The sequence below is a fragment of the Alkalihalophilus pseudofirmus genome (assembly GCF_029094545.1).
In the GTDB taxonomy this organism is placed as follows: domain Bacteria; phylum Bacillota; class Bacilli; order Bacillales; family Bacillaceae_D; genus Alkalihalophilus; species Alkalihalophilus pseudofirmus.
On record NZ_CP117835.1, the window covers coordinates 3860596 to 3887172 of the forward strand.

Sequence of the window (26577 nt, forward strand, 5' to 3'; positions counted from 1 at the left end):
TTTAATTATTCGGCTGAAAGCGGCTTGAATGGCTCAGGACGCTCTTTTGTTTGTGTAAAATGATAAAGAAGGGCTTGAACGATGCGGGCAGATGCTTCTCCGTCCCCATAAGGGTTCGACGCTTTTGCCATGCGATCATATTCTTCTTTATTTCTAAGCAGTTCATCTGTAAGACGATATACATCATCTTCATCTGTTCCAGCTAACTTCAGTGTACCTGCCTCAATACCTTCAGGACGCTCTGTCGTATCACGCAGGACAAGAACCGGCGTTCCAAGCGACGGCGCTTCTTCCTGCACACCGCCAGAATCCGTTAAAATAATTTCAGCACGATTAGCAAAGTTATGGAAATCAAGCACACCAAGAGGTTCAATCAAGTGAATACGGTCATGATCACCTAAAATATCGCCAGCAATCTCGCGCACGGCTGGATTTAAATGCACAGGATAAACAACATGGGCATCCGGATGCTCATCTGCAATGCGACGGACTGCACGGAAAATATTTCGCATTGGATCGCCTAAATTTTCACGACGATGCGCCGTTAATAAGATTAGACGGCCATCACCAATTTTATCTAATACCTCATGCTGATAGCTGTCATTGACCGTAGTCTTTAGGGCATCGATGGCTGTATTTCCCGTAATAAAGATCGATTCATCTTTCTTATTTTCATCAATCAAATGTTTGTGCGCCTGCTCTGTCGGGGCGAAGTGCAGATCAGTTAATACGCCTGTCAGCATACGGTTCGCTTCTTCCGGAAACGGAGAGTACTTATTGAACGTTCGAAGACCTGCTTCAACATGACCAATAGCTACTTGATTGTAAAAAGCTGCAAGACTTGCTACAAACGTTGTTGTGGTATCACCATGCACAAGCACAATGTCAGGCTCAACTTCTTTAATGACTCCATCTAACCCTTGGAGCGCATTGGTTGTTACATCAGCAAGCGTTTGACGTTCTTTCATAATATTCAAGTCAAAATCCGGCTTCACATCAAATAACTGAAGCACTTGATCAAGCATTTCACGATGCTGGCCTGTTACAGCTACAAACGATTGAATAGTATCTTGATGCTTGTTCAGCTCAAGCACTAAAGGCGACATTTTAATCGCTTCAGGTCTTGTCCCAAACACCGTTAAGACTTTCAACTTTGAACTCATCGGCTTAGCCTCTTTTCTACGTTACTTATTTCATTCTTTACTTATTATCTATTTATTTCGTTCCAAATAAACGGTCACCCGCGTCACCTAAACCAGGGACGATGTAACCTTTTTCGTTTAACTTCTCATCAAGGGCTGCAAGATAAATATCTACATCAGGGTGCTCATCTTTCACCACTTCAACACCTTCTGGGGCAGCAACTAAACACATCAGCTTGATCGTTTTCGCACCGCGCTTTTTAAGGCTGTTGATTGCTTCTACTGCAGAACCGCCTGTCGCAAGCATTGGGTCAATAACGATGAATTCACGCTCGTTTACATCAGTTGGAAGCTTTACGTAGTATTCTACCGGCTTTAATGTTTCAGGATCACGGTATAAGCCGACATGCCCTACTTTTGCAGCTGGAATCATTTGAAGAATTCCATCAACCATTCCAAGACCTGCACGTAAAATAGGCACAAGACCTAACTTTTTCCCTGCGATTGTTTTTGAATTTGCTGGCCCAACCGGCGTTTCAATTTCCACATCTTTTAAAGGTAAGTCACGTGTAATTTCGAATGCCATAAGCGCTGCTACTTCATCTACAAGCTCACGGAATTCCTTCGTTCCTGTATTCTTGTCACGAATATACGTTAATTTGTGTTGAATTAATGGGTGATCAAATACAAACACCTTACTCATCAGCCTCGACTCCTTTTTTATGCGAACTAAAGGGAAATTAGCGCAGCTCCCTTATGTCGATTAATATCCTTTAATAGCTCCTTGAAAATTCTACCCAAAAAGTGAAGCGATCTCAACCCTGTACGATAGATTTCATTGATTTTGTACAATTTGTTTTTTAAAGTTCACTAAAATGTGCTGATATGAGAGGCTTTTATAAAATAAAAGCCCTCCCCGGCCGAGCCGGAAGAGGGTTGATGTTTGTTTATTACATTTTAAGCTCAGGGTACATAGGGAATTTAGCCGTAAGAGCTGCAACACGCTCACGAACTTCGTTAAGCTTGTCTTCGTTCTCGACATTTTTAAGTGTTAGTGCAATCAACGCACCAATTTCATCCATTGCCTCTAAGTCTAAACCGCGTGATGTTACAGCAGCTGTTCCGATACGGATACCGCTTGTTACAAACGGGCTTTCAGGGTCAAATGGAATGGTATTTTTATTCGTTGTAATCCCTACTTCATCTAGTGCTTTTTCTGCGACTTTTCCAGTTAGGTTTAATGAACGCAAGTCAAGAAGCAGCAAGTGATTATCTGTTCCGCCTGAAACAAGGTTCACGCCTTCTGAAACAAGCTTTTCACCTAGACGTTTCGCATTTGCAATAACTGCCTCGCCGTATTGTTTGAAATCTGGAGATAGTGCTTCGCCAAACGCTACTGCTTTTGCAGAAATAACGTGCATAAGCGGTCCGCCTTGAATTCCAGGGAAGATTGATTTATCAATCTTTTTACCGAATTCTTCTTTACAAAGGATCATTCCGCCGCGAGGTCCGCGTAATGTTTTATGTGTTGTTGTTGTTACAAAATGAGCGTGAGGAACTGGGTTTGGATGTAAGCCTGTTGCAACAAGACCTGCAATATGAGCCATATCCACCATTAGATAAGCGCCTACTTCATCAGCGATTTCACGGAATTTCTCAAAATCAAGCTCACGAGGGTATGCACTTGCACCCGCAACGATTAATTTCGGCTTATGTTCTTTAGCTAGTTCACGTACCACATCATAATCAACACGCTGAGTTTCCTCATCAACACCGTACTCAACAAAGTTGTATTGAACACCACTGAAGTTAACAGGGCTTCCGTGCGTTAAGTGACCGCCGTGTGAAAGGTTCATACCAAGAACTGTATCGCCTTGTTCTAAGATTGTGAAGTATACAGCCATGTTCGCTTGTGCACCTGAGTGAGGCTGCACGTTTACATATTCTGCACCAAAGATCTCTTTTGCACGATCTCGCGCGATATCTTCTACAATATCAACATACTCACAACCCCCATAATAGCGGCGGCCTGGGTAGCCTTCTGCATATTTGTTTGTTAGCACTGAACCTTGAGCTTCCATTACAGCTTCACTAACAAAATTCTCAGATGCAATTAATTCAATTTTGTCACGTTGACGACCTAATTCTAACTTAATCGCCTCATATACTTTTTCGTCTTGTTTCTTTAATGTCTCCATCCTTATTCCCCTTTCAGTTCCTACACATTCGGTTTTTAGGTATCAAACATTAGATTCAACTACATTCTAACATAAGAATTAACTAAAATCCGTACTATTTATCAAAAACAGGTCTGATTATTCATGTTCTTCGGTACGCGAATAATTTGCTCGGATTCCTCCGATCAGCTTCGGACGAGTTTTAGCGATTGTTACATGCGCATGACCGATTTCTTTAATTTGACTGCGAATCGGTACAGCTACTTCTTTTAAATGCATGCCAATAAACGTATCACCGATATCAATTCCAGCATCCGCTTTAATCGATTCAACAAGAACAGGATTATCCATTCGTGAAAAAGCATGCGTTGCCATCGCCCCGCCGGCCGCTCGAATCGGAATCGCCGAAACAGCATCATATCCGCGTTCACGTGCCGTTGATCCCTCAATGACTAATGCCCGGTTTAAGTGCTCGCAGCATTGAAAAGCAAGCTTCACTCCAGTCTCATCTTGAAAACGGCTGAGTGCATCATAAATCGCCGCAGCAATGTCCCGTGATCCGTTTGACCCAATATGTTCACCTGCCACTTCACTCGTGCTTGTCCCAATAACAAGAAGATGATCATGAGTAAGAGGCATCATTGCCTGTAAGTCATGTAATACTTGCGTAAGCTGAGCATTTATTTCTTCTTTTACAACCGCCATAACGGGGCCACTCCTTTTATGCTTCGTATTCAGTAATCTTACTTACACGGCGCTCGTGACGTCCACCTTCATACTCTGTTTCAAGCCAGATTTTCGCTATTTCCCGGGCAAGTCCAGCTCCAATAACGCGCTCACCCATTGCTAGGACGTTACTGTTATTATGTTCGCGAGTAGCTTTCGCACTGAATGTATCATGTACAAGGGCGCAGCGGATGCCTTTGACTTTATTAGCAGCAATCGACATACCGATACCTGTCCCACATACTAGAATGCCGCGGTCCACTTCGCCTTTTGCTACCTTCTCAGCAACAGGAATCGCATAATCAGGATAGTCGACAGATGTATCGCATTCGCATCCTACATCCTCAAACTCGATGCCCATTTCTTCCATCTGTTGCTTAATTTCTTCTTTAATATTTACTCCACCGTGATCTGAACCAATTGCTACTTTCATCTGTACAGCCTCCTAAATGGTTTTAAGAAAAGCTCAAGCACCCGCTCTTCTATGAGCAGGCACTGGAGCTTTCCGGTTTCTTCGTTATGACAATCTTATCTTCTAAATTGTAAACCTTTCGATCGTTGCTTTCAATTGGTTTGCGTGAGTTGATAAAATTTGCGCTGTTTTAGACATATCTTGTATCGTTTCAGCCTGTTGCTCTGCCATTGCTGTAACCTCAGTGGACCCAGCTGATGTTTCTTCTGCAATTGCCGCAACCTCTTGTGATTGCTGGGAGGTCTCTTGAATTGATTCCATTTGCTGCTTCGTCATTTTCGAAATATCTGTAATGACCGTTGCTACATCGTGAACGGACCTTTCCATTAAGGCGATCGTTTCGTTCGTTTGACTTCCTCGTTCTGCCTGATGAATCGCAGCATTTACCTGCTCATCAATTTGATAGACAACAGTCTGCACTTCTTCTTGCATTTTATGAATCAAGCTTGAGATCCCCTGAACAGCTTGTGCACTTTGGTCAGCAAGCTTTCTTACTTCATCGGCTACAACCGCAAATCCTCGGCCATGCTCCCCTGCACGCGCCGCTTCAATCGATGCATTGAGGGCAAGCAGATTTGTTTGAGCCGCAATATCACCGACTAGGCTGATAATTTCTCCTACCTCCCTTGCCTGATCTTCAAGGCGACCGACTGCTGCGCGTGATTCTTTATTATCAGTAGCGAGCTGATGAATCCCTTTAACAAGCTCATCAATGGCCGTCCGGCTCTCCGTTAAAGCTTGTACCATTTGCTTAGAGGAAGCCGTTGACTGCACCGCTCTTTCCTCTACATTTACCGCAAGTTTCGTCACTTCTTCCATCGCTTCTGCAGTGTGCTGCACTGCATACGCAGAGCTTTCCGCACCTTGAGCGATTTCATCCATCGTTTTACCGATATCAACTGCTTTTGTCGCCGCAAATTCAGATGAAGCATTCATTTCATTAACGACATCATTTGTTTTATGGAAGTTTTCATCAATGTCTCTTACCATTTGACGCAGACTGTCGAGCATTTCATTGTAAGCGAGTCCTAAGGCACGAAGTTCGTCATCTGATTTTGAAACAGCCACATCGTGCTTGATGTCACCTGCTGCAGCACGTCTTGCGGCCTCTTCTAGCTCATGCAAAGGCTTTGTAATAAGCGGCGCACAAACAAACCCTAACACCCCGCTCCAAAACACACCTTTAATCAGCGTAAAAATTATGACTGATTCCCGGTTTAATCCAAAGTAGCTTTCAAAGAAATCTCCTAAAATAAAAATAAAAATAGCACTGAATCCAAATGTAACAACCGCGAGTCCGCTAATCCCTATAACGAGCTTTTTACGAATGCTCGCCCGATATTTTTTCCGTTCCCCCACCGCAATGCGCCACCTCTCGTGTTAAATCGAACTGCTATAGATCAATGGTTACTTCAATTTTTTCTCTAATTCATCTAAGCACTCTTCAATATCATCGGCTGTTCGCACGTATTCTTCAATCGAACCACCGAATGGATCAGCAATATCGGCTGTAAGAGCATCAACCCCAACATATTCTTTTAAGGTATGTACCTTTTCTCTGTGTTCTGAAAATTGACTGCATACGAGCTGCTTATGACCGGCTGTCATTGTTAAAACGACATCTGCCCACTCAAGTAAGTCATTAGTCACAGGCTGGGATGTGTGATCATGATCAATCCCTTTATCAAGTAAAACTCTACTTGTACCCTCTGAAGCTTTGCTGCCAGGAAAAGCATGGACACCAGCAGATTTCACTTCAACTTTATCTCCCATTCGTTCTCTTAAAAGCGCTTCAGCAAGCGGGCTTCGGCATGTATTTCCTGTGCAGACAAATAAGATATGTTTCACTCCCATAATTCATCCTCCTCTCATGTATTGTCGTGTGGTTTCAGTTTTTATTATTTGTTATTGTCTCTATCTTCTTCCATCTTATCACAGCTTTTTTGAAAACTGTATCACTGTTCATGACGATTGAATGAATCGTTAGACCTAAGCATAAATATACACTCACCTACATCGGAATAATTAATTTAATGCCAAAACCTATTAATATACATCCGCCGATTAATTCACCGTACGAGCCAATATATTGTCCAAACTTCCTCCCCATTAAAAGGCCTGCCCATGAGAGCACCATACTCATTGCACCTATTACAGCCACAGTAAGCAGCGTTTTAGCACCAAGCATCCCGAGTCCGAGTCCCGCTGAGAAGCTGTCTAAGCTGACACTGACCGCAAATAAAAAGAGCCCCCAGCCCATTGGTTTGACAAGTGAATCATCATCCGACTTCAAAGCCGCAATCATCATTTGAATCCCGATAATAAGCAAAAGCGCCCCGCCAATATAGGTCGCGATCATTCCGAAATAATTAGACAACACCTTCCCTGTAACGATGCCCATCAGCGGCATGATGACATGAAACGCCCCAATCGTCACGCCAATTCTAAAAATCTGGCGAAGCCTAAGGCCAAGCATCCCCATTCCAAGCGCAACAGAAAAAGCATCCATCCCAAGCGCCCCCGCCATGATAATTAAAGTAACCACCTCATGCATACACTTCACTCCCCACACATGCTACTAAAATGTATGCAAGTCCAAAGGATAATAGGACAATAGAAAGGCGGAAGGGTTCGGTTAGGTATGAGTCGGGTGGAGCTTTGGCAATAAGAAGCGCTTTTTGCTTCGTTTGGCAAAGTGAAGCCGACGATTACCTGAACCCTGGAGCTAGACAGAGAAAGGCGGAGGCGACTGGTTTGCGTTCGATTTACCATTTAATGTATGCATTTGTTCGAAAAAAATGGGTTTTTGTTCGAATTACTTGATAGTTTATTCGAAATATCTATTAACTTGTTTAAATAATGATTATTTATGTTCATATTACACATGCTGCACTCTCAACAAGTGCTTATCGACACAAAAAATTCATCTTATTTCAAAGCAAAGAGCCTTCATCAGAGAAATCTCTCCTCATAAAGGCTCCATTAAGCTTCATTCCATCCATAATTCATTAAAATCCCATTTAAATCACTCTTCCACCTGCTGCTTTTTCGAGGCGGTTCATGATTGCTGCCCCTACTCCTTCATTTGGGAACGTTTCGGAATAGATGACATCGACGTTTTCCTGGTCAAATTGGCGTAGCGCTTCATACAGTTTTGCGGCAACGGTCGCTAAATCTTCTCGCGCACCGCACGCAATCACTGTGTCAGCCTTGTATTCAGCTGCGCGCTCTTCTGTAGTCAGTACGCCGACTTTCTTCCTTTGTCCACTTGCCTCATCCAACAGCGCCTGGATTCGGGAAGCATCATGAACTAATGTTAAGCTGCCTTTAGGTGCGTAGTGGGTATATTTCATTCCTGGAGAGCGGGGCGCATCTTCTGTATTTTTTAGTGATGGATCCACGGCCACTTCCCCGACAACTTCCTTCAGCTCCTCAATCGTTACGCCGCCGGGACGATAGAGCATCGGCGGGTCCACAGAGCAGTCAAGAACGGTTGATTCAAGTCCTACCCCTGTGCTTCCCCCGTCAACGACACCAGCAATTCTACCTTGTAAGTCATGATACACATGAGCTGCGGTCGTTGGGCTTGGTTTTCCAGAAAGATTCGCACTTGGTGCGGCAACTGGTACATTTGCGGCTTTAATTAATTTTAATGCGAGCGGGTGGCTCGGCATGCGGATTGCTACCGTCTCGAGACCTGCAGTTACATTAGGTGCGATTGGACCTTTCTTTTTATAGATAATGGTCAACGGTCCTGGCCAGAATGCTTCCATAAGTTTTTCAGCAGCAGGCGTAATTTCTGTAACAAGCTCACTCAGCTGGTCCCTGTTTGCAATGTGGACAATCAGTGGATTATCACTTGGCCGCCCTTTTGCTTCAAATATTTTAGCAATCGCTTTCTCATCGAGTGCGTTCGCTCCAAGTCCATACACAGTCTCTGTGGGGAACGCAACAACTTCTCCCTCACTTATCCACATCGCGGCATCGCTTATATATTCACGCTTTTTATCTTCATCATTTATTTTATCCACATTAAATATTTTTGTCTGTTTATAACTCATTGTACACCGCCCCTATCTCTTCTATTTTGCAAGGGTTGTCGTCTATTGTCAAACGAGGTGACAATAATCGACTATATCTCAGCTGCACCAAGGGTTTTCCATCATTTTCAGTTACCCCTTAGCCATGATTCGACAAATGTATTCATACAAATCAAAAAACAAGTTATCCACTGCTGTGGACAACTTGTGTATAAGTGTCTGTTTTTACCCTTTTTCCGCGCAGTTATTCACATGTTAATGCTTACATTTAATCATCCAATTCACATGCCCATACTCTCACCGATTCATCCACCGTCTGTTGATAATGCGTGGATTGTTTCACCGCTTTTGGAATTCGCTCTTTTTTGACCTCTTTAAAATCGAGTTGGTAAAAAAGAGGCGAAGAAGACTTTGCGCACATATAAACGGTTCTAATATCTTGATCTTTAGCATAGGCTAGGGCCACCTGTAAAAACTCCAAGGTGAGAACACCCGTCCAAATCGGTGAATCTAGCACAAGTGAACGCATTAGTGCATTGTGTTCGTACTGTTCAATCCCCACTGCCCCAATAATCTGCTCGTCCTCATTTTCTACAACAAGGAACTGAGCGACAGCATGTTCAATGCCTGCTGAACTTAATCCCGCTCTCGCCACTAATCTTTGGATCGGCAATATATCTTTTGTTGCAGCTCTTCTGACAACGATACTCATTCTATCCACTCCTCCGCCCGAATCAAGCTGCACGATGTTTGAGCTTGTCTCACCCGTGCACCTTCTTACTCGATATCTATGCGGAACGCGAGTAATTATGCCTGTTCCTTGCCAAAAAGACTTTCAACAATGTTTGAGAAGATTTCTACGACAAAGAATGTCACTTCAATTTCTTCCTCTGATTCAACTGCTGCGTTACCCTCAGCAGATGTTTCAACCGCTTCCCCGTTTGCCATATCTAAAAAGCATAATGGCGGGAATAATACGCACCACCAGTTTTCACCCATTCCCTCGCCTAATGTGATCAAAACCGCATCATAGATACCTGCTGGATAAACGAGATTGCCGTATAACTTAGTAGGAAATTGAACTTCATCAAATGCTACAGTGAATTCCTGGTTCATTCCTTGCTTTTCAAGCTCCCTGGCCACAATTGCTTCAATTTCAGGAAGATGATTGCGGATTTCAGTTTTAGCATCCTCAAGATCAATTAATCCCGTCACCCATTCAGTAATTGCTGCATTGACCTCATCTCTAATTTCACGCTTTAAAATCTGATCGCTCACCGCATCACTGTTTGCTAAAATGCGAAGACGGATCGCTTCATCCTGACTGACTGTTTCGTGATGAACAGCTACTGCTGCTGTTTGCTGAGATTCATAGCTTACTAGTAAAACGAATAAAGAGAATAATAGATAAATAATGACCTTATGATTCATATCTTTTGGATTCATTTGATTGCACCGCCCTTTCATCACTCAGTATGATCAGGGCAGTGCATTGTTAAACATGAAAGTGTTCGACAAAATGAGTCTAGTATTTTAGTACATCTTCCCATAGGCAAACACCATGCGGTCTTTCCCGTTTATATCTAATTTCACTTCGGTTTCGGCATTCGGGAACGCAGTCTCAAGCATCAATCGGACCGTCTCGCCTTGTCCTGCACCGACTTCAAAGGCGATGAGCCCTTTTTCTTTCATTACTTTTGGCAGCTCCGTCGTTAAACGGCGATACAGCTCATACCCGTCTTCCCCGCCAAATAAAGCAAGATGAGGCTCGTGTTCACGTACATGAACCGCTAATTCATCGTGCTCACCTAGTGGAATGTACGGTGGATTTGAGACAATGATGTCGAATCTTTTTTCCATTTGGATAGGAGTAGAAAGAAGGTCACTTTCAAAAAAGGACATTTTAGCATCCAACGTTTCGGCATTTAATCTCGCTATTTCTAATGCCTCTTTTGATATATCAACAGCTTCGACCTTCATCTCCGCGCACTCAAGCGCAAGCGTAACGCCGATTGCGCCGCTTCCTGCCCCTACATCGAGTACATCAACAGATGCATCTCCCCACAAGCTTTGTTTCAAATGAAGCACATGCTCGATCAGCTCTTCTGTTTCTGGGCGGGGAATTAACACATCTCCATTTACTTGAAAACGCCTGCCGTAAAATTCTTGATAGCCCATCAAATGCTGGACAGGAACCCCGTTTGAATGAGTGAGAACGTCTTTTTTAAACGCCTCCCACACGCCTGAATCAATCGGATCCTGAAACATCATAAACATCTTTGTCCGGTTGATATTCAGGTGATGCAATAAGAGCCACTCAGCAGCCGTTGCCTCACCGCCTGCCTCTTCTAAAAAAGAAGAAGCCCAACGGAGGGCTTCGTGTATGGTCTTAGGTGTTTGATTACTCTTCAGCATTTTGCATCGCTTCTGCTTGCTCTTCTACAATCAAGGCATCAATGACTTCATCAAGCTTACCTTGCAAGATCTGCTCAAGCTTTTGAATCGTTAAACCGATGCGGTGATCTGTTACACGACTTTGCGGGAAGTTGTACGTACGAATACGCTCAGAACGGTCACCAGTACCAACAGCCAGCTTACGGTTTTGATCGTACTCTGCCTGCACCTCGCGTTGAACTTTATCATAGACACGCGCACGAAGTACCTTCATCGCTTTTTCTTTGTTTTTAATTTGAGATTTTTCATCTTGACATGATACAACCGTACCTGTTGGCAAGTGAGTTAAACGAACGGCTGACATCGTTGTATTTACACTTTGTCCGCCTGGTCCGCTTGACGTAAATGTATCTACACGAATGTCTTTTTCGTGGATTTCTACTTCTACTTCTTCTGCTTCAGGAAGTACGGCAACAGTTGCTGTAGATGTATGGATACGGCCGCCAGACTCTGTTTGAGGAACACGCTGTACGCGGTGCGCTCCGTTTTCATACTTTAATTTAGAATAAGCTCCTGCCCCGTTCACACTGAAAATAATCTCTTTGTATCCACCAAGCTCTGTGGATGTGGCTTCAATCACTTCTGTCTTCCATCCTTGTGCTTCAGCGAATCTTGAATACATTTTATAAAGGTCGCCAGCAAATAACTGCGCCTCATCTCCGCCTGCAGCTCCGCGAATCTCTACGATAACGTTCTTGTCATCGTTAGGATCCTTTGGAAGAAGAAGAATTTTAAGGCGTGCCTCAAGCTCTTCTTGACGAGTTGAAAGCTCATCCATTTCTTCTTTTACCATGGCATACATTTCATCATCCAGCTTATCTTCAAGCATTGCTTTTGCATCTTTATATTGCGATACAACCTCTTTATACTCGCGGTATGCTTGAACTGTTTCTTCGATGTCTGATTGTTCTTTTGAAAACTCACGTAATTTCTTTGAGTCACTAATTATATCCGGGTCACTTAATAATTCATTTAACCGATTGTAACGGTCTTCTACTGATTGTAATCGATCTAACACGGCTTTCACCTCATTAATATTTCCAGTGCATAACATTCTAATTATAGTATATCGATACAAAAGGGTCAATCAACCCTAAAACAGTTTTATGCGAGCATCTTCTGGGAATATTACTAGTATGAGGTGATGACGATGAAATATGTAATTATCGGCGGAGATGCTGCCGGCATGAGTGCAGCAATGCAGATTGTGAGACGTAATAAGGATGCAGACGTTACAACACTCGAGATGGGTGAGTATTATTCCTACGCTCAGTGCGGCCTCCCATATGCCGTGGGGGGTTTAGTGAAAGGGGGACTTGATGATTTAGTGGCTCGTGATGTGGAAACGTTTCGCTCTAAATACGGGATCGACGCACGCGTTAATCATGAGGTAACCCATGTCGATACGGAAAAGAAGCTCGTTTCAGGCAAAGATTTCAGCGTTCCATATGAGAAATTATTAATCGCGACAGGAGCTAGCCCGATCGTTCCTGATTGGGACGGGGCTGACCTAGACGGTATTCATACGGTTAAAACGATTCCAGATACAGAAGCAGTCATAAAAGATATGCATAATGATACACATCATATTGCTGTCATTGGCGGCGGTTATATCGGCCTTGAAATGGCTGAAAACTTTGTTGAGCAAGGAAAGAAAGTAACGATGATTGAGCGCGGACCGCAGCTTGCTAAAATTTTTGATCAAGAGATGGCGAACTTAATCCATGAGGAAGCTGAAAAGCACGGCGTGAAGCTGCTGTTTAATGAGGAAGTGAAAGGATTTAAAGGAGACAGCCGCGTCGAAGAAATTGTAACTGATAAGCAATCGTTCAAGGTAGATATGGTCATTGTAGCAATCGGTGTGAAACCTAACACTCACTTTTTAGAGGACTGCGGCGTGCACTTGCATGCAAATGGCGCGATCCAAGTAAATGGCTATATGGAAACAAATATCCCGGATGTCTATGCCGCTGGCGACTGTGCCACTCAATACCACCGCATTAAAGAGCATGATGACTTTATCCCGCTTGGTACTCACGCAAATAAGCAAGGACGTATTGCCGGTTTGAATATGGCAGGAGCTTCAAGAACATTTAAAGGAATCGTCGGTACATCGATTATGAAATTCTTTTCGCTGACGCTTGGACGGACAGGCCTATCCCTGAGGGAAGCTGAAGAGCTTCGTATCCCAACCGAAATTGTGGATGCAGAGATACCACATCACGCTACATACTACCCCGGCTCAGAAATACTGACCATTCGTTTGATGTACCAGCGTCATACCGAGCAGCTGCTAGGCGCTCAAATTATCGGCAAAGAAGGTGTGGACAAACGGATTGATGTGCTTGCAACTGCCCTTTACCACAAAATGACGATGGAAGACCTCGAAAATCTTGACCTGGCTTATGCCCCTCCTTATAACGGTGTATGGGATCCCGTTCAGCAGGCATCGAGGCGCAGAGGGTAAGAGTCCTGAATAAGGGCTCTCTTTTTTTGCGTTTATCTGTTTAACTTTTCTGAAAATAGTGCCGATATACTATATAATTAGTCCTGTAAAGGTTTACATAAGGGGGGTTTTATTGTGGTTAAATGGGTTAGGGATATGAATATTCGGCAAAAGCTCGTCATCATTACCTTACTGCTGCTCCTAGTTCCAAGCTTAATAATCGGCCTCACTAGCTACTTCACTTCAAAAACCAGCTTAGATGAGGTCGGAGCAACTAAAATTCAAAACAGTGTCTACATGACTGCCGAGCTTATTCGTATGGTGCAAACCGAGGTTGAAAGCGGGGCTCTAACGTTAGAAGAAGCGCAGGATCGAGTAAAGACCGCGATTCTTGGCGAGAGACAAGCTGATGGTACAAGGCCTGTCAATCCGAATATTGACCTTGGCGAGAACGGCTATATTATCGTGTATGACGAAGCCGGAACATTGGTTGCTCACCCTAATATAGAAGGTGAAAATTTATATAATGTTCAGGATGTGGAAGGGCAGTATTTCGCTCAAGAGGCGATAGAAGTCGCTCAAGCCGGCGGAGGCTTTACTCGTTATCAATGGGCAATGCCTAACGACCTTAATACAGTCGCACCGAAAATTATGTACAACCTTTATGACCCGAACTGGGGCTGGGTGATTTCAGGCGGTTCATATATGAGTGACTTTAACGCAGAAGCTAATTCTATTTTACGTAATATTTTAATTGTACTAAGCGTCTCCTTGCTCATTGGAGGACTCATTATCTATCTTTTTTCAAAGCTATTCTCAGAACGGATTATCCGGGTGGATCAGCAGGTGCAGAAGTTAGCAGATGGCCACCTAGAAAGGTATGACCAAGATCAAGGGTATAAAGATGAAATAGGTTCTTTATCTAAAAATGTTCACGTGATGACGAACCGTTTCCGTGAGATGATCAGTCAAATTTCTGATGCTTCTACTCAAGTGGCAGCAACATCTGAACAATTAACAGCCAGCGCCGAAGAGACAAGCCGGGCTTCAGAACAAATTACCGATTCCATTCAGGAGGTAGCTTCTGCAGGAGACGAGCAAGCTGCAGCTGCGAAACAAGCTAGACATTCCACCGCAGCTATTTTAGATAATATGAATCATATCTCGAGCAGTGTACAAGCAGTAAACGAGTCCGCTGCTGTAACGAGGGCAAAGTCAGAATCAGGTGGACAGGTTATTTTGCAGACAATTAATCAAATGAAGGTCATTGATGATAAAACCGATGAGATCCAAGGAGTCGTACACAGGCTCGGAAGCAAATCAAATGAAATTGAGACGATCGTTTCAATGATTACAGCCGTGTCACAACAAACAAATCTGCTTGCTCTAAATGCAGCCATTGAAGCTGCTCGCGCAGGTGAGCACGGCAGGGGGTTTGCTGTTGTGGCTGATGAGGTCCGAAAGCTCGCCGAACAGTCAAGCCAGTCTGCGAGCCAAATTAACCACCTAATATCAGATATCCAAAAAGACATTTCCCAATCGGTCATTTCTATGGAGGCGGGCAAAGCTGCCGTAAAAGATGGGAATGCTCTTGTAGATCAAGCAGGCACAGAGTTTAGCGATATTACCGCATCCATTAATGAGGTAACATCCCAATTTACAGACGTTACAAATGCCATTGAAGACATTAAAACAGCGACCGAAGAAATGGCTCAGGCGATTGAAGCAGCTTCGCATATTGCAGCGAGTTCTTCTGATTACTCACAAAATGTAGCGGCCTCTGCCGAAGAACAAAATGCTACTATGCAAGAGATCAGTGCAGCTTCCAACGTGCTGTCAGATATGGCAGAATCACTACAGGAATCCATTAAACAATTCAGGCTTTAGAGAGAAAAACCGCCCAAAGCGCAAAAGGCCTTGGGCGGTTTCCATTAACTTTCGTTTATATGCACTTGATATCTAGGTACTTCAAGTAAAAACGTACGCTTTAATTTATCAAGCTCTGACTGTTTCTCACTGTCGTTCAATCCTTTAGGTACGTGAACCGTCACCCAGGCATGATGACCAGCGATCATAACAGATCCAGGATTAAACGGTGATTCGTTTGCTACAACACGGCGCATTAATGATTGGTGATCTCCCAAGTCTTCATGATAATTATGAGCGGATCGGTAGCTGCTACCTGTTGTATTTAACTCTCCCATTTGATCAAATGTTTGAGATCTTCGAATCGAACCATAGTTAATCGGACCAGGACCCAAGAGACCGTATGTTACTCGCTCCGCGCTCGGATGCTGATTGTTGCTTTGTGCTTGAACTTCTGGCTCTTCAGGGTTGTTGCACCCTGTTACCAAAAACATTCCGGCCAAAACTCCCGCTAACCATTTTCTCTTCATGATGAGCACCTCCTGCAGCGAATCGCTGCATTTATAGGTTGCCCACATATCTTAAGTTACTCGTTGTTAGATTTGACCATGTTTCACAGCAGGGTCAGGTATGCGTGAAGGCTTATTTGGCACTTCATGACATGTACGGCAGCGAGGCTCGTATGCTTCTGATGCCCCAACTAAGATAATTGGATCGGTGTAGGAAGCAGGATTGCCATCAATTAAACGCTGTGTTCTGCTTGCAGGCGTTCCGCAAACCGGGCAGACCGCTTGAAGCTTAGTAACTTCCTCTGCTAATGCCATCAGCGGCATAATCGGCCCAAACGGCTCTCCTCGAAAATCTTGATCAAGACCTGCGCAAATCACGCGGATACCGCGGTTTGCCAGCTCATCTGCCACTGCCACAATTCCTTCATCAAAAAACTGTACTTCATCTACTGCTACTACCTGTGTCTCCGGCAGTACATGCTCAAGAATATCAACGGACATGCGCACTGGCATCGCACACACCTTTGTTCCATTATGGGAAACCACTTCTTCCTCACTGTAGCGGTTATCAATCGCTGGTTTAAATACTTGTACTTTCAGCTTCCCAAAGCTCACTCTTCTTACCCGGCGAATAAGCTCTTCTGATTTTCCTGAGAACATACTTCCACAGATTACTTCTAAACGGCCTTCATGCCCCGTCACACGCATAGTTTTCCCCCACCTTACAACAAATAATCTTTAACCTGCTTGTCTAAAGATCAATTGATCCCTTGATCATAGCATCTCAATTTATTTAAACATTCATTTTGACATGTAATGGATTTTCAATTTCATTTTTAGATATGCCGATTGAACGGATTGCGCCGGTTCAGACGATAATTGGGTTGGTTGAAGCGCTGTATGCGCCATTTATACTCGCTTTTGCGTTAATTGACCAGCTAATTGCATCACTCTGTGCTGATTGCGCCGGTTCACGCTATTATTGCGTCGCTTCGCAATTGTTATGCGTCTATTCCGCTCATAATTACGCCCATTCAGTCCGCGCAAATCCCGCTTTAGCCGCACCAGGTGCAAAAAAAACAGGCAAGTGCAGTGCGCTTGCCTGTTCGCATATCCAGTTTACTTCATGTTGTATTTCTTCTTGAAACGATCAACACGTCCACCAACATCGTTAAGCTTCTGCTTACCAGTGTAGAATGGGTGCGAATCTGAACTGATCTCAACTTTTAGAAGCGGGTATGTGTTACCATCTTCCCACTCAATTGTTTCAGCAGAACCTTTAGTAGAACCGCTTAGAAACTTAAAACCAGTACTTGTATCCATGAAAACCACTTTTTGATATCCTGGGTGAATACCTTGTTTCATTGATTTCATCTCCTTCCGCCCTGAATCTCTTCGAAACAGAGTTATCTAATCACACATGACGAAATTATATCAAGCCAAGCCTTGTTTTGCAACTGTATTTTCGATGATTTTATACGTTGTTACGCACGATTCTTCATAAAACCGCATCATAGCAGTTTTCTGCATCATCCATTTACATTATTTTCTTCGGCTCGCACCTGACATATCTTTTTCCATTTCACTGAAAAAGTCAGCATTCGTCTTCGTATCTTTCACCCGCTTAATGAATTGATCGACAAAATCATGCGAATCATTCATTGTCTTACGGATCGCCCATAGCTTGTCTAACTGATCTTTTGGCATAAGAAGCTCTTCTTTTCTTGTACCCGAACGGCGGATATCGATTGATGGGAAGATACGGCGCTCAGCCAATTTACGATCAAGATGAAGCTCCATGTTCCCTGTTCCTTTAAACTCTTCATAAATGACATCATCCATGCGCGATCCTGTTTCTACAAGAGCTGTAGCAAGGATGGTTAAGCTTCCGCCTTCTTCAATATTACGCGCAGCACCGAAGAAACGTTTAGGACGATGGAACGCAGCCGGGTCAATACCACCGGATAACGTACGTCCGCTTGGCGGGATGACTAAGTTATAGGCACGTGCAAGACGAGTGATGCTATCCATTAAAATGACAACATCTTTACGATGCTCAACCAAGCGCATCGCGCGCTCAAGCACAAGCTCAGCAACTTTAATATGATTTTCCGGAACCTCATCAAATGTTGAACTGACGACTTCGCCTTTTACCGAACGCTCAATATCGGTTACTTCCTCAGGGCGTTCATCAATTAACAGTACGATCAATTCCACATCAGGGTGGTTCTCAGCAATACTGTTGGCTACTTCTTTCATAAGAGATGTTTTACCAGCTTTAGGAGGTGCAACAATCAATCCACGCTGCCCGAAACCTACAGGAGAAATCATATTAATGATACGAGAAGATACTCGGCCTGGAGCTGTCTCAAGTTCAATTTTTTGTTCAGGGTATAAAGGTGTTAAGGCAGGGAAATGAGGACGTTCCTTCGATGTTTCAGGTGCATCACCGTTTACTGCTTCTACATGCAGAAGTCCGTGGTAACGTTCGTTTTCCTTTGGAGGTCTTACTTTACCGGATACCTTGTCTCCGTTACGCAAGTCGAACCTGCGAATTTGAGAGGCTGAGATATAAATATCTTCAGAACTTGGCATGTAATTAATTGGTCTTAAAAATCCAAAGCCTTCAGATTGAATGATCTCAAGGACACCTTCCATAAACATCAAACCATCTTTTTCAGCTTGGCCTTTTAAAATCGCAAAAATAAGTTCACGTTTAGTAAGTTTACTATAATAAGAGACTTTGTATTGCTTAGCTAACTCATAAAGCTCTTTTAGCTTCATTTTTTCTAAATCTGCAATATTGACACTGCTCATTATTCCACCACACTCTAATCATAATAAAAAGTAAGATCCTTTTTAGTAGGTTGTAGTAGTATAAGTAAAAGATCCGTACTTTTTTTCGAACTAATAAAAATACTTTGTTCTATTACATTAATATAAATTACATCAATATAAATTACATCAATATAAATACTTGTATCATTGTACCCCATTAGATCAAATATATTCAAGGAACATTTTCCTAACAAATAGTCGGTAGGAAGCGTAGAGATAAAGAATGAAAGCTAGACATGCGTCTAGCTTTCGTCACTATGTTTATTTAATAACAAGGCCTGGCTTCTTCTTCATACTGTGTGTCCCATCGACAAAACGGACTGTTCCGGACTTTGCACGCATAACGAGTGATTGTGTTGTTGCACGGCTTCCCTTATAGTAAACGCCTTTTAATAACTCGCCATCAGTTACACCTGTTGCAGCAAAAATACAATCGTCCCCTTTAACGAGGTCATCCATCAAAAGGACTTTGTTAAAGTTTTCAATTCCCATCTTTCTGCAGCGTTCTTCTTCTGCTTCATTTTGCGGGAGAAGGCGGCCTTGCAATTCGCCTCCAAGGCATTTTAAGCCTACTGCAGCAAGAACTCCTTCAGGTGCTCCTCCTGAACCAATCAATAAGTCTACACCTGTATCATCAAAGGCTGTATTAACAGCAGCTGCAACATCACCATCCGGAAGCAGTTTAATACGGGCTCCTGCTTCGCGAATCTCATGAATGATTCTCGCGTGACGTTCACGGTTTAGAATCGTTACAACGAGATCCTCAATATCTTTATTTTTGGCACGAGCAACAGCCTTTAAGTTATCGATAATCGGAGCGTCGATATCAATTTGGCCGACAGATTCCGGTCCGACTGCAATTTTATCCATGTACATATCAGGTGCATGCAGAAGGTTGCCATGATCAGCAACCGCAAGAACAGCTAGTGCGTTCCATTGACCTGAAGCAACGATATTTGTACCTTCAAGCGGATCGACTGCTACATCCACACGCGGGCCATAGCCATTACCAAGCTTCTCCCCGATATAGAGCATAGGAGCCTCATCCATCTCTCCTTCCCCAATGACCACTGTTCCTTTCATTGGGATTGTATCAAATACATCTCGCATTGCTTCTGTTGCTGCACGATCCGCTTCTTCTTTATTGCCAAGACCCATCCAGCGGCCTGAAGCAAGAGCCGCGGCTTCTGTGACGCGGACCAGCTCCATTGATAAACTTCTCTCCATCTCTACCCTCTCCCTTATTGCATCTTCCGTCTAGCTTTTTACTTGATCCATCTCATCTTCTGTTAACTTTTCACGCCATAGCTTTGCTCCTAAGCCGAGCAGCTTTTTCTCGAGGTTTTCATAGCCGCGGTCTACATGTTCAAGACCTGAGAGCTCTGTTACACCTTCAGCTGTGAGGCCTGCTACAACAAGAGCAGCGCCTGCGCGAAGATCACTTGCCCGCACTTTTGCGCCTTGAAGCGGCGTTTTCCCATTAATAATGGCTGAGCGTCCTTCTACTTTTACATTAGCTCCCATTCTTCTTAACTCATCAATATGCTTAAAACGGGCATTATAAATAGTATCAGTTACAATACTTGTTCCGCTTGCTTGAGTTAAAAGAGTGGTGAATGGCTGCTGCAGGTCAGTCGGAAAACCTGGGTAAACAAGCGTTTTTATATCAACGCCTTTTTTCTCCCCTGTGTTATGGATCAAAACTTGATCATCATTCGTTTCAACCGAAACACCCATCTCGCGCAATTTTGCGATAAGAGAATCGACATGATAAGGAATAATGTTGTCAATGATCACCTTTTGTCCGATTGCTGCTGCGAGGATCATATACGTGCCTGCCTCAATTCGATCTGGAATAATCGAATGGCGGCATCCTTTTAGAGAATCGACTCCATCAATACGAATCACATTCGTTCCTGCACCTTTAATTTTAGCGCCCATGCTCGTAAGCAATGTCGCCACATCAATGATTTCAGGCTCTTTGGCAGCATTCTCAATGATCGTCTGTCCTTTTGCCCGTACGGCTGCCAGCATAATATTAATTGTTGCTCCGACACTGACAACATCTAAATATATCCGTGCACCGCGAAGCTCGTCAGCCCTCAGATAAATGGCTCCCTGCTCATTGGTTACACGTGCACCAAGTGCTTCAAACCCTTTAATATGCTGGTCAATCGGACGAGGCCCAAGGTTACATCCTCCAGGCAGGCCGATTACAGCTTTGTTAAATTTACCAAGCATAGCTCCCATTAAATAATAAGAGGCACGCAGCTTCTTCACTTTGCCGTTTGGAAGCGGCATGGCAATCATATTTGACGGATCAATTTTAATCTCTTGGTCCGCAAGCGAAAGCTCCACCTCTCCACCAATTTCACGCAGTAAATCCCCTAAAAGCTGGACATCTGAAATGCCAGGTAAATTATCAATGGTAACCGGCGTATCTGCTAAAATAGCCGCCGGGATTAACGCGACTGCACTGTTTTTTGCACCACTAATCTGTACGGTACCCTCAAGCGGATGACCGCCTTCAATCATAAGTTTTTCCATAACCGCATCCCTTCCAACCATACTCACGATTACTAGATAGACGTATAGTTACGTTTGTATCCATTATACCCAAAGATAGGAAAAAGTAACGAAGTGAGTTGTCACATTTTAACGATTTATACCGTTTGATGTCACGAAAATCAGGCCTGTTGTGAATTAGCGATTATTCCAATCTGCTAAAAACTTTTCAATTCCTTGATCTGTTAACGGATGCTTTGTCAGCTGCTTGATCACATTAAAGGGAATTGTTGCAATATGCGCACCGCGCGCTGCCGCTTCTGTTACATGGACCGGATGGCGTACAGATGCTGCAATAATTTCTGTAGGAATATTATGAACATCAAATATATCAGCAATTTGAGAAATTAAGTTTAATCCGTCGTGTCCGATATCATCAAGTCTTCCAAGGAAAGGAGATACATACGTCGCACCTGCTCTAGCAGCAAGCAATGCTTGAACAGCAGAGAAAACAAGTGTGACATTCGTTTTAATATTAAGCTCAGAGAAAGCATGAACAGCCTTCAGACCTTCTGTTGTCATTGGAACCTTCACTGTAATATTCGGTGCGATAGCAGCAAGTTCCTTCCCTTCTTTAATCATTCCTTCTGCATCTAGTGCAATCACTTCTGCACTTACTGAATCTGATACGATATCAGTAATTTCGCGAAGACGGTCGTGAAAGTCTACTCCTTCTTTAGCAACAAGTGACGGGTTTGTAGTCACACCTGCTAAAATACCAAGCTCTTTTGCTTCACGAATATCATCTATGTTTGCAGTATCAATAAAAAATTTCATGCTCATCACCTCAAGGAAAAAGTATATGCGCTCTATGTAAACGCTATTAGAATTACTTATCTGACTTGTAATCGCTTACTGATTATAGTAAAAAAATATCGAGTGATATATCGAGTAATACAACCGTTATTAGTTTAATAAAAATTTGACAGGTTTTGACGAAATTAGTCTTTAAAATGACGTTAAAAGCAGCTCAAGTGAACTGCTTTTAACGACTGAACCTATTTATTATGCTTTGTTTGAAGAACCAAACTCACGCATTTTGCCTTGAACTGTTTCTTTAATTGCTTCACGAGCTGGTCCTAAGAATTTACGTGGATCGTACTCGTTTGGCTTAGCAGCTAGTGTTTCACGAACCGCTTTAGCAGAAGCAATTTGGCTTTCTGTATTTACATTGATTTTAGCATGTCCAAATTCAATTGCTTTTTGAACATCTTTTGTTGGGATACCTGTTCCGCCGTGAAGTACAAGCGGAATACCAACTAAACCATCGATTTCTTTCATGTGATCGAAACCAAGGTTTGGCTCACCTTTATAAGGGCCGTGTACTGAACCTAGTGCTGGTGCAAAGCAGTCAACACCTGTTGCTTCAACTAGCTCTTTACACTCAGATGGAATCGCATATGCTGCTTCAGCATCATCAACGATTAGGTCATCTTCTTGTCCACCAATGCGGCCAAGCTCAGCTTCAACAGAAACTCCAAGAGCATGTGCAACATCAACTACACGCTTAGTAAGCGCGATGTTTTCTTCTAGTGGATAGTGAGAGCCATCAATCATTACAGATGTGAATCCTGCATGGATCGCCTCAACACATTTTTCAAAGCTTGAACCGTGATCTAAGTGAATCGCTACAGGAACTGTCACATTGTACTCTTCCATAAGTGATTCAACCATTTTCACAACAGTCTTGAAGCCGCCCATGTAACGTGCAGCACCTTCTGATACACCACAGATTACTGGAGAGTTCTCTTCTTGTGCAGCTTGCAGGATCGCTTGAGTGAACTCAAGGTTGTTTAAGTTAAATTGGCCAACAGCGTAGCCTTCCGCCTTTGCTTTATTAAGCATGTCTTTCATTGAAACTAAAGGCATCGTACATCCTCCTTTATGTGTGAGCATTCATAGATATCTGTGTCCGTCTAAGCGAGCATACTACACCATATCCATTATCAAGATTCCCGAATACAACAATTACTATCCAATTGAGCATGCACCCAATCGGGTATGTATATGAGATCTTGTTTTTTCCGCTCGTTTAGTTTGAACGTGTTCATTATAGCATACTCACCAGGAATTACACCCTTTTGCAAAGGAGAATCGACAAGTTTTTATAAGTAAACGCTTCCTTTTATATAGAACTCTTTTATGAGGTAACTAAGTGGTCTTTAATCACTTTTCTCACATCATCAATATCGAATGGTTTGGCAAAATGAGTAATCGCTCCAAGCTGCATCGCTTCATTAATTAAATTCAGCTCACCGTATGCTGTCATCATGATCACTTGTACTTCCTCATGCTTTTCTTTAATACGGCGAAGAATCTCAAGCCCGTCCATGCCAGGGATCTTCATATCAAGCAGCACTAGATCAGGTGACTCTTCTTCTACTACTTTTAGTGCTTGCACCCCATTTGCCGCTTGGTACAATTGGTACCCATCCTTTTGAAGGATCTCACTTAATAACACACGAATGCCATACTGATCATCTACAACTAATACTTTATGCATACCCTGCCTCCTTAATTGTTATGTCCTCACGTCCGGACCGCCACAATAAAAGGACTCATTCTACCCAAAATGAGTCTCTCGTTTCTCTTATCTTACAATAAGTTCGGCTGCCTGTGCCTTAATTCCTGCAAAAGAGCTAACATCTTACAAAATATTATCCGACAAGATCCTCGAACCATGTCGATTTAAGCGTTTTGATTCAAGCTTTTTTTCTCTTTCCTCATTGATTGGGGTACGCTATAATGCACGTAGACTTTAATGAGAAAAAGGAGTAACCAAGATGATCCCTATTTTCACTACTCAATTAATGGGCCGAGTTAAGGCGGTTCGTGAAAAAGAAGAAGAATTTGAAGATGCTGCCCGCCTTTTAGCGCAAGCTTTAGTTGGCGAAGGTACTATATATGTATACGGATGCCGTGAACTTCGCGGTGTTACAGCAGAAGCAGAGTACGGCACAGACCGTGATGAAAGGATTAAGCCGCTTACTCAAGATAACTTAAGCGAGCTTACACCGGCTGACCGCGTTTTACTTTTCGCCCCTTTTACAAATGACGGTGAAGCATGCCGAATGGCGACAAAGCTTCATATCCAGGGCGTTCCATTTGCCTCTGTCTCTAATTTTCATGACGAGCAAGACGCATCTTTCTCTCTAGCTGATCTTCATATTGATTTTGAAAGTGATATCGGCTTAGTCCCTGATGAAGAAGGTAACCGCAGCGGCTACCCTACTTCAATTATCGGACTTTACACGTACTTCTGTATCATGCTTACAGTTAAGGAGATTATGAGCGAGTATTAAAAAGGTTCGTGCCGTTAGTGGTGAGGTGCGAAGGTGCGATTGCGTCAGTTGAGGCGGTTATTGCGTCGGTTCTCGGTTCGATTGCGCCGGTTCGCTCTGGGTATGCGCCGCTTCCCGCTGTTATTGCGCGGGTTGACTATTAATGCATCACTCTGGCTCGTAATTGCGTCAATTCAATTATGAATTGCGTCGCTTCAGCCGATGATTGCGCCGGTTGCACAATGATGCATAACCCAAAAAAGCATAAGAAAAAGGTTTGCCCAATCAGCGGGCAAACCTTTTTTGTATTATTTCTTTAACGATGCACCAATGAAGTCGCGGAATAGCGGCTGTGGGCGTGTTGGGCGAGAGACGAATTCTGGGTGGAACTGTGATGCGATGAAGTACGGGTGATCTTCAAGCTCGACAATCTCCACTAAACGGCCGTCTGGGCTTGTCCCAGAGAACGTGAATCCTGCTTTCTCCATTTGCTCACGGTATTCGTTGTTGAACTCATAACGATGACGGTGACGCTCGTATACGACTTGCTCTCCGTATGCTGCTTGTGCAAGAGATCCATCCACAAGTTTACAAGGGTATAAACCAAGGCGAAGCGTTCCGCCCAGATCTTCTACATCCTTCTGCTCAGGAAGAAGATCGATAATTGGATATGGTGTTGCTGGGTTTAATTCTGCAGAGTTCGCATCTTCAAGTCCTAGAACGTGACGCGCAAATTCAACAGTTGCAAGCTGCATTCCAAGGCAGATACCTAAGAATGGAACATGGTTTTCACGAGCATATTTAATCGCAGAGATTTTCCCTTCAATTCCACGGTCACCAAAGCCACCAGGAACTAAAATTCCATCTGAATCTTTTAATAAGCTCTCCACATTTTCATCCGTTACTTTTTCAGCATCAACCCAGTCAATTTCAAGGTCAGCGTCATACGCATAGCCAGCATGACGAAGTGCTTCTGCTACTGAAAGATATGCATCCGGAAGAGCTACGTATTTACCAACCAGAGCAATTTTCACTTTGCTTGATAAATTTTGTACTTTTTCAACAAGAGATGTCCACTCTGTCATTTCAGCTTGTTTTGTATCAAGTTTCAGGTGATCGCATACAATTTGGTCAAAGTTTTGTGCTTGAAGCTCAAGCGGCACTTGATAAAGAGTTTCGGCATCGCGCGCTTCAATTACAGAATCCTTGTTAATGTCACAGAATAACGCAATTTTTTCTTTCATATCTTGTGGAACTGGCTTTTCTGTACGAACCACGATAACGTTTGGCTGAATACCTAGACTGCGGAGCTCTTTTACACTGTGCTGAGTCGGTTTAGACTTCATTTCTCCCGCTGCAGCAAGATATGGGATTAATGTACAGTGAACATACATTACATTATCCATACCGATGTCGCTTTTAATTTGGCGAATGGCTTCTAGGAAAGGCAAGCTCTCAATATCACCAACTGTTCCGCCGATCTCAGTGATCACGACATCAGCATTTGTTTCGCGTCCTGCACGGAAAACACGTTCTTTAATTTCATTTGTCACATGTGGAATAACTTGAACCGTACCGCCTAGATAATCCCCGCGACGCTCTTTTTTCAGAACAGTAGAGTAGATTTTACCAGTAGTTACGTTGCTGTTTTGGCTTAAATTAATATCAATAAAACGCTCATAGTGACCAAGATCAAGATCTGTTTCAGCGCCATCATCTGTGACGAAAACTTCCCCGTGCTGATAAGGACTCATTGTTCCTGGGTCAACGTTAATGTATGGGTCAAATTTTTGGATCGTCACCTTTAACCCGCGATTTTTTAATAAACGTCCTAATGAAGCGGCCGTAATTCCTTTACCAAGTGATGACACTACGCCACCTGTAACAAAAATATACTTTGTTGCCATGCGATCGACTCCTCTACTTTTCATCAAAATGTATTTTCCCCTAAAAAGGTCAATAAAATAAAAAAAAACAAAAGCGACAGCTCACCCTAAATAGGGGGCGCACTTTTGTTTTGGTTATAAAATATGCATTTGCTTTTAATAAAGCCCAAAAATG

26 protein-coding genes are annotated in these 26577 nt (G+C 43.2%); 3 read left to right on the forward strand and 23 right to left on the reverse strand.

All coding sequences use genetic code 11. The annotated features are described in order from the left end of the window. Nucleotides 1–5 precede the first annotated feature (5 nt). The 13 genes from wecB to prfA form a co-directional block, all read right to left on the reverse strand. The gene (gene wecB, locus PQ478_RS20125) at nucleotides 6–1163 is read right to left on the reverse strand and encodes a non-hydrolyzing UDP-N-acetylglucosamine 2-epimerase (protein WP_289235373.1); all 1158 of its coding nucleotides are present in this window, start codon (nucleotides 1161–1163) and stop codon (nucleotides 6–8) included. Between the two features lie 52 nt (nucleotides 1164–1215). Continuing rightward, nucleotides 1216–1845: a uracil phosphoribosyltransferase gene (upp, locus tag PQ478_RS20130; protein ID WP_012960712.1), complete on the reverse strand. Its 630-nt coding sequence runs from the start codon at nucleotides 1843–1845 to the stop codon at nucleotides 1216–1218. Nucleotides 1846–2092: 247 nt separating this feature from the next. After that, nucleotides 2093–3340, reverse strand: coding sequence for a serine hydroxymethyltransferase (gene glyA, locus PQ478_RS20135; protein WP_012960713.1), 1248 nt, complete (start codon nucleotides 3338–3340; stop codon nucleotides 2093–2095). Between the two features lie 117 nt (nucleotides 3341–3457). Continuing rightward, a complete protein-coding gene (locus PQ478_RS20140; RefSeq protein WP_075681887.1) occupies nucleotides 3458–4024 on the reverse strand; it encodes a TIGR01440 family protein in 567 nt (188 codons plus the stop codon). 16 nt (nucleotides 4025–4040) lie between these two features. Next, nucleotides 4041–4478 (reverse strand): ribose 5-phosphate isomerase B, encoded by a 438-nt coding sequence (rpiB, locus tag PQ478_RS20145; RefSeq protein ID WP_012960715.1) that lies wholly within the window; start codon nucleotides 4476–4478, stop codon nucleotides 4041–4043. A gap of 102 nt (nucleotides 4479–4580) precedes the next feature. After that, nucleotides 4581–5876 carry a methyl-accepting chemotaxis protein gene (locus tag PQ478_RS20150; RefSeq protein ID WP_289235374.1) on the reverse strand — a complete coding sequence of 432 codons (1296 nt, stop codon included), beginning with the start codon at nucleotides 5874–5876 and terminating at the stop codon, nucleotides 4581–4583. Nucleotides 5877–5924: 48 nt separating this feature from the next. After that, entirely contained in the window at nucleotides 5925–6365 is a 441-nt protein-coding gene (locus PQ478_RS20155; protein ID WP_289237014.1) for a low molecular weight protein arginine phosphatase, read from the reverse strand. Between the two features lie 163 nt (nucleotides 6366–6528). Beyond that, nucleotides 6529–7071, reverse strand: coding sequence for a manganese efflux pump MntP (locus tag PQ478_RS20160; RefSeq protein ID WP_289235375.1), 543 nt, complete (start codon nucleotides 7069–7071; stop codon nucleotides 6529–6531). Nucleotides 7072–7537: 466 nt separating this feature from the next. After that, a complete protein-coding gene (locus PQ478_RS20165; protein WP_289235376.1) occupies nucleotides 7538–8578 on the reverse strand; it encodes an L-threonylcarbamoyladenylate synthase in 1041 nt (346 codons plus the stop codon). 247 nt (nucleotides 8579–8825) lie between these two features. After that, the gene (locus tag PQ478_RS20170; RefSeq protein ID WP_012960720.1) at nucleotides 8826–9269 is read right to left on the reverse strand and encodes a GNAT family N-acetyltransferase; all 444 of its coding nucleotides are present in this window, start codon (nucleotides 9267–9269) and stop codon (nucleotides 8826–8828) included. A gap of 95 nt (nucleotides 9270–9364) precedes the next feature. Beyond that, nucleotides 9365–9988 carry a stage II sporulation protein R gene (gene spoIIR / locus PQ478_RS20175; RefSeq protein WP_435521089.1) on the reverse strand — a complete coding sequence of 208 codons (624 nt, stop codon included), beginning with the start codon at nucleotides 9986–9988 and terminating at the stop codon, nucleotides 9365–9367. A 102-nt stretch (nucleotides 9989–10090) separates the two neighbouring features. After that, nucleotides 10091–10972, reverse strand: a complete 882-nt coding sequence (gene prmC, locus PQ478_RS20180) for a peptide chain release factor N(5)-glutamine methyltransferase (RefSeq protein ID WP_012960722.1) — start codon at nucleotides 10970–10972, stop codon at nucleotides 10091–10093. Next, a complete protein-coding gene (gene prfA / locus PQ478_RS20185) occupies nucleotides 10959–12029 on the reverse strand; it encodes a peptide chain release factor 1 (RefSeq protein WP_012960723.1) in 1071 nt (356 codons plus the stop codon). Before prfA ends, prmC begins: the two co-directional genes overlap by 14 nt. 132 nt (nucleotides 12030–12161) lie before the next feature. Here prfA and PQ478_RS20190 point away from each other — a divergent pair, with 132 nt between their 5' ends. Next, the gene (locus PQ478_RS20190) at nucleotides 12162–13478 is read left to right on the forward strand and encodes an FAD-dependent oxidoreductase (RefSeq protein WP_289235378.1); all 1317 of its coding nucleotides are present in this window, start codon (nucleotides 12162–12164) and stop codon (nucleotides 13476–13478) included. Nucleotides 13479–13592: 114 nt separating this feature from the next. Then, the gene (locus PQ478_RS20195) at nucleotides 13593–15344 is read left to right on the forward strand and encodes a methyl-accepting chemotaxis protein (RefSeq protein ID WP_289235379.1); all 1752 of its coding nucleotides are present in this window, start codon (nucleotides 13593–13595) and stop codon (nucleotides 15342–15344) included. Between the two features lie 44 nt (nucleotides 15345–15388). On the opposite strand, the gene PQ478_RS20200 is transcribed toward PQ478_RS20195, so the two are convergent. From PQ478_RS20200 to PQ478_RS20240, 9 genes are all read right to left on the reverse strand, one after another. Further along, entirely contained in the window at nucleotides 15389–15853 is a 465-nt protein-coding gene (locus PQ478_RS20200) for a hypothetical protein (protein ID WP_012960726.1), read from the reverse strand. Between the two features lie 66 nt (nucleotides 15854–15919). Next, complete coding sequence (locus PQ478_RS20205; protein ID WP_012960727.1) at nucleotides 15920–16540, reverse strand: thymidine kinase; 621 nt, start codon at nucleotides 16538–16540, stop codon at nucleotides 15920–15922. 411 nt (nucleotides 16541–16951) lie between these two features. Continuing rightward, a complete protein-coding gene (locus PQ478_RS20210; protein WP_022629385.1) occupies nucleotides 16952–17197 on the reverse strand; it encodes a type B 50S ribosomal protein L31 in 246 nt (81 codons plus the stop codon). 177 nt (nucleotides 17198–17374) lie between these two features. Beyond that, nucleotides 17375–18649, reverse strand: coding sequence for a transcription termination factor Rho (gene rho / locus PQ478_RS20215; RefSeq protein WP_012960729.1), 1275 nt, complete (start codon nucleotides 18647–18649; stop codon nucleotides 17375–17377). Between the two features lie 282 nt (nucleotides 18650–18931). After that, nucleotides 18932–19897 (reverse strand): class II fructose-bisphosphatase, encoded by a 966-nt coding sequence (gene glpX / locus PQ478_RS20220; protein WP_289235380.1) that lies wholly within the window; start codon nucleotides 19895–19897, stop codon nucleotides 18932–18934. Between the two features lie 30 nt (nucleotides 19898–19927). Next, nucleotides 19928–21217, reverse strand: a complete 1290-nt coding sequence (gene murA / locus PQ478_RS20225; protein ID WP_075681872.1) for a UDP-N-acetylglucosamine 1-carboxyvinyltransferase — start codon at nucleotides 21215–21217, stop codon at nucleotides 19928–19930. Between the two features lie 156 nt (nucleotides 21218–21373). Beyond that, the gene (gene fsa, locus PQ478_RS20230; protein WP_012960732.1) at nucleotides 21374–22012 is read right to left on the reverse strand and encodes a fructose-6-phosphate aldolase; all 639 of its coding nucleotides are present in this window, start codon (nucleotides 22010–22012) and stop codon (nucleotides 21374–21376) included. A gap of 228 nt (nucleotides 22013–22240) precedes the next feature. Then, the gene (locus PQ478_RS20235; RefSeq protein ID WP_012960733.1) at nucleotides 22241–23104 is read right to left on the reverse strand and encodes a class II fructose-bisphosphate aldolase; all 864 of its coding nucleotides are present in this window, start codon (nucleotides 23102–23104) and stop codon (nucleotides 22241–22243) included. A gap of 271 nt (nucleotides 23105–23375) precedes the next feature. Continuing rightward, the gene (locus tag PQ478_RS20240; protein WP_012960734.1) at nucleotides 23376–23738 is read right to left on the reverse strand and encodes a response regulator; all 363 of its coding nucleotides are present in this window, start codon (nucleotides 23736–23738) and stop codon (nucleotides 23376–23378) included. Nucleotides 23739–24018: 280 nt separating this feature from the next. Between PQ478_RS20240 and PQ478_RS20245 the strand changes: the two genes are divergently transcribed. After that, the gene (locus PQ478_RS20245; protein WP_012960735.1) at nucleotides 24019–24537 is read left to right on the forward strand and encodes a DUF2529 domain-containing protein; all 519 of its coding nucleotides are present in this window, start codon (nucleotides 24019–24021) and stop codon (nucleotides 24535–24537) included. Between the two features lie 287 nt (nucleotides 24538–24824). On the opposite strand, the gene pyrG is transcribed toward PQ478_RS20245, so the two are convergent. After that, nucleotides 24825–26423, reverse strand: coding sequence for a CTP synthase (gene pyrG / locus PQ478_RS20250; protein ID WP_012960736.1), 1599 nt, complete (start codon nucleotides 26421–26423; stop codon nucleotides 24825–24827). Nucleotides 26424–26577 lie beyond the last annotated feature (154 nt).

Excerpts from the sequence above, each read along its gene's own strand:
- wecB (WP_289235373.1), bottom strand. The coding sequence starts at position 1,163 with ATGAGTTCAAAGTTGAAAGTCTTAACGGTGTTTGGGACAAGACCTGAA.
- upp (WP_012960712.1), bottom strand. The coding sequence starts at position 1,845 with ATGAGTAAGGTGTTTGTATTTGATCACCCATTAATTCAACACAAATTA.
- glyA (WP_012960713.1), bottom strand. The coding sequence starts at position 3,340 with ATGGAGACATTAAAGAAACAAGACGAAAAAGTATATGAGGCGATTAAG.
- PQ478_RS20140 (WP_075681887.1), bottom strand. The coding sequence starts at position 4,024 with ATGGCGGTTGTAAAAGAAGAAATAAATGCTCAGCTTACGCAAGTATTA.
- rpiB (WP_012960715.1), bottom strand. The coding sequence starts at position 4,478 with ATGAAAGTAGCAATTGGTTCAGATCACGGTGGAGTAAATATTAAAGAA.
- PQ478_RS20160 (WP_289235375.1), bottom strand. The coding sequence starts at position 7,071 with ATGCATGAGGTGGTTACTTTAATTATCATGGCGGGGGCGCTTGGGATG.
- PQ478_RS20165 (WP_289235376.1), bottom strand. The coding sequence starts at position 8,578 with ATGAGTTATAAACAGACAAAAATATTTAATGTGGATAAAATAAATGAT.
- PQ478_RS20170 (WP_012960720.1), bottom strand. The coding sequence starts at position 9,269 with ATGAGTATCGTTGTCAGAAGAGCTGCAACAAAAGATATATTGCCGATC.
- spoIIR (WP_435521089.1), bottom strand. The coding sequence starts at position 9,988 with ATGAATCATAAGGTCATTATTTATCTATTATTCTCTTTATTCGTTTTA.
- prmC (WP_012960722.1), bottom strand. The coding sequence starts at position 10,972 with ATGCTGAAGAGTAATCAAACACCTAAGACCATACACGAAGCCCTCCGT.
- PQ478_RS20190 (WP_289235378.1), top strand. The coding sequence starts at position 12,162 with ATGAAATATGTAATTATCGGCGGAGATGCTGCCGGCATGAGTGCAGCA.
- PQ478_RS20200 (WP_012960726.1), bottom strand. The coding sequence starts at position 15,853 with ATGAAGAGAAAATGGTTAGCGGGAGTTTTGGCCGGAATGTTTTTGGTA.
- PQ478_RS20205 (WP_012960727.1), bottom strand. The coding sequence starts at position 16,540 with ATGCGTGTGACGGGGCATGAAGGCCGTTTAGAAGTAATCTGTGGAAGT.
- PQ478_RS20210 (WP_022629385.1), bottom strand. The coding sequence starts at position 17,197 with ATGAAACAAGGTATTCACCCAGGATATCAAAAAGTGGTTTTCATGGAT.
- rho (WP_012960729.1), bottom strand. The coding sequence starts at position 18,649 with ATGAGCAGTGTCAATATTGCAGATTTAGAAAAAATGAAGCTAAAAGAG.
- glpX (WP_289235380.1), bottom strand. The coding sequence starts at position 19,897 with ATGGAGAGAAGTTTATCAATGGAGCTGGTCCGCGTCACAGAAGCCGCG.
- murA (WP_075681872.1), bottom strand. The coding sequence starts at position 21,217 with ATGGAAAAACTTATGATTGAAGGCGGTCATCCGCTTGAGGGTACCGTA.
- fsa (WP_012960732.1), bottom strand. The coding sequence starts at position 22,012 with ATGAAATTTTTTATTGATACTGCAAACATAGATGATATTCGTGAAGCA.
- PQ478_RS20235 (WP_012960733.1), bottom strand. The coding sequence starts at position 23,104 with ATGCCTTTAGTTTCAATGAAAGACATGCTTAATAAAGCAAAGGCGGAA.
- PQ478_RS20240 (WP_012960734.1), bottom strand. The coding sequence starts at position 23,738 with ATGCATAAAGTATTAGTTGTAGATGATCAGTATGGCATTCGTGTGTTA.
- PQ478_RS20245 (WP_012960735.1), top strand. The coding sequence starts at position 24,019 with ATGATCCCTATTTTCACTACTCAATTAATGGGCCGAGTTAAGGCGGTT.
- pyrG (WP_012960736.1), bottom strand. The coding sequence starts at position 26,423 with ATGGCAACAAAGTATATTTTTGTTACAGGTGGCGTAGTGTCATCACTT.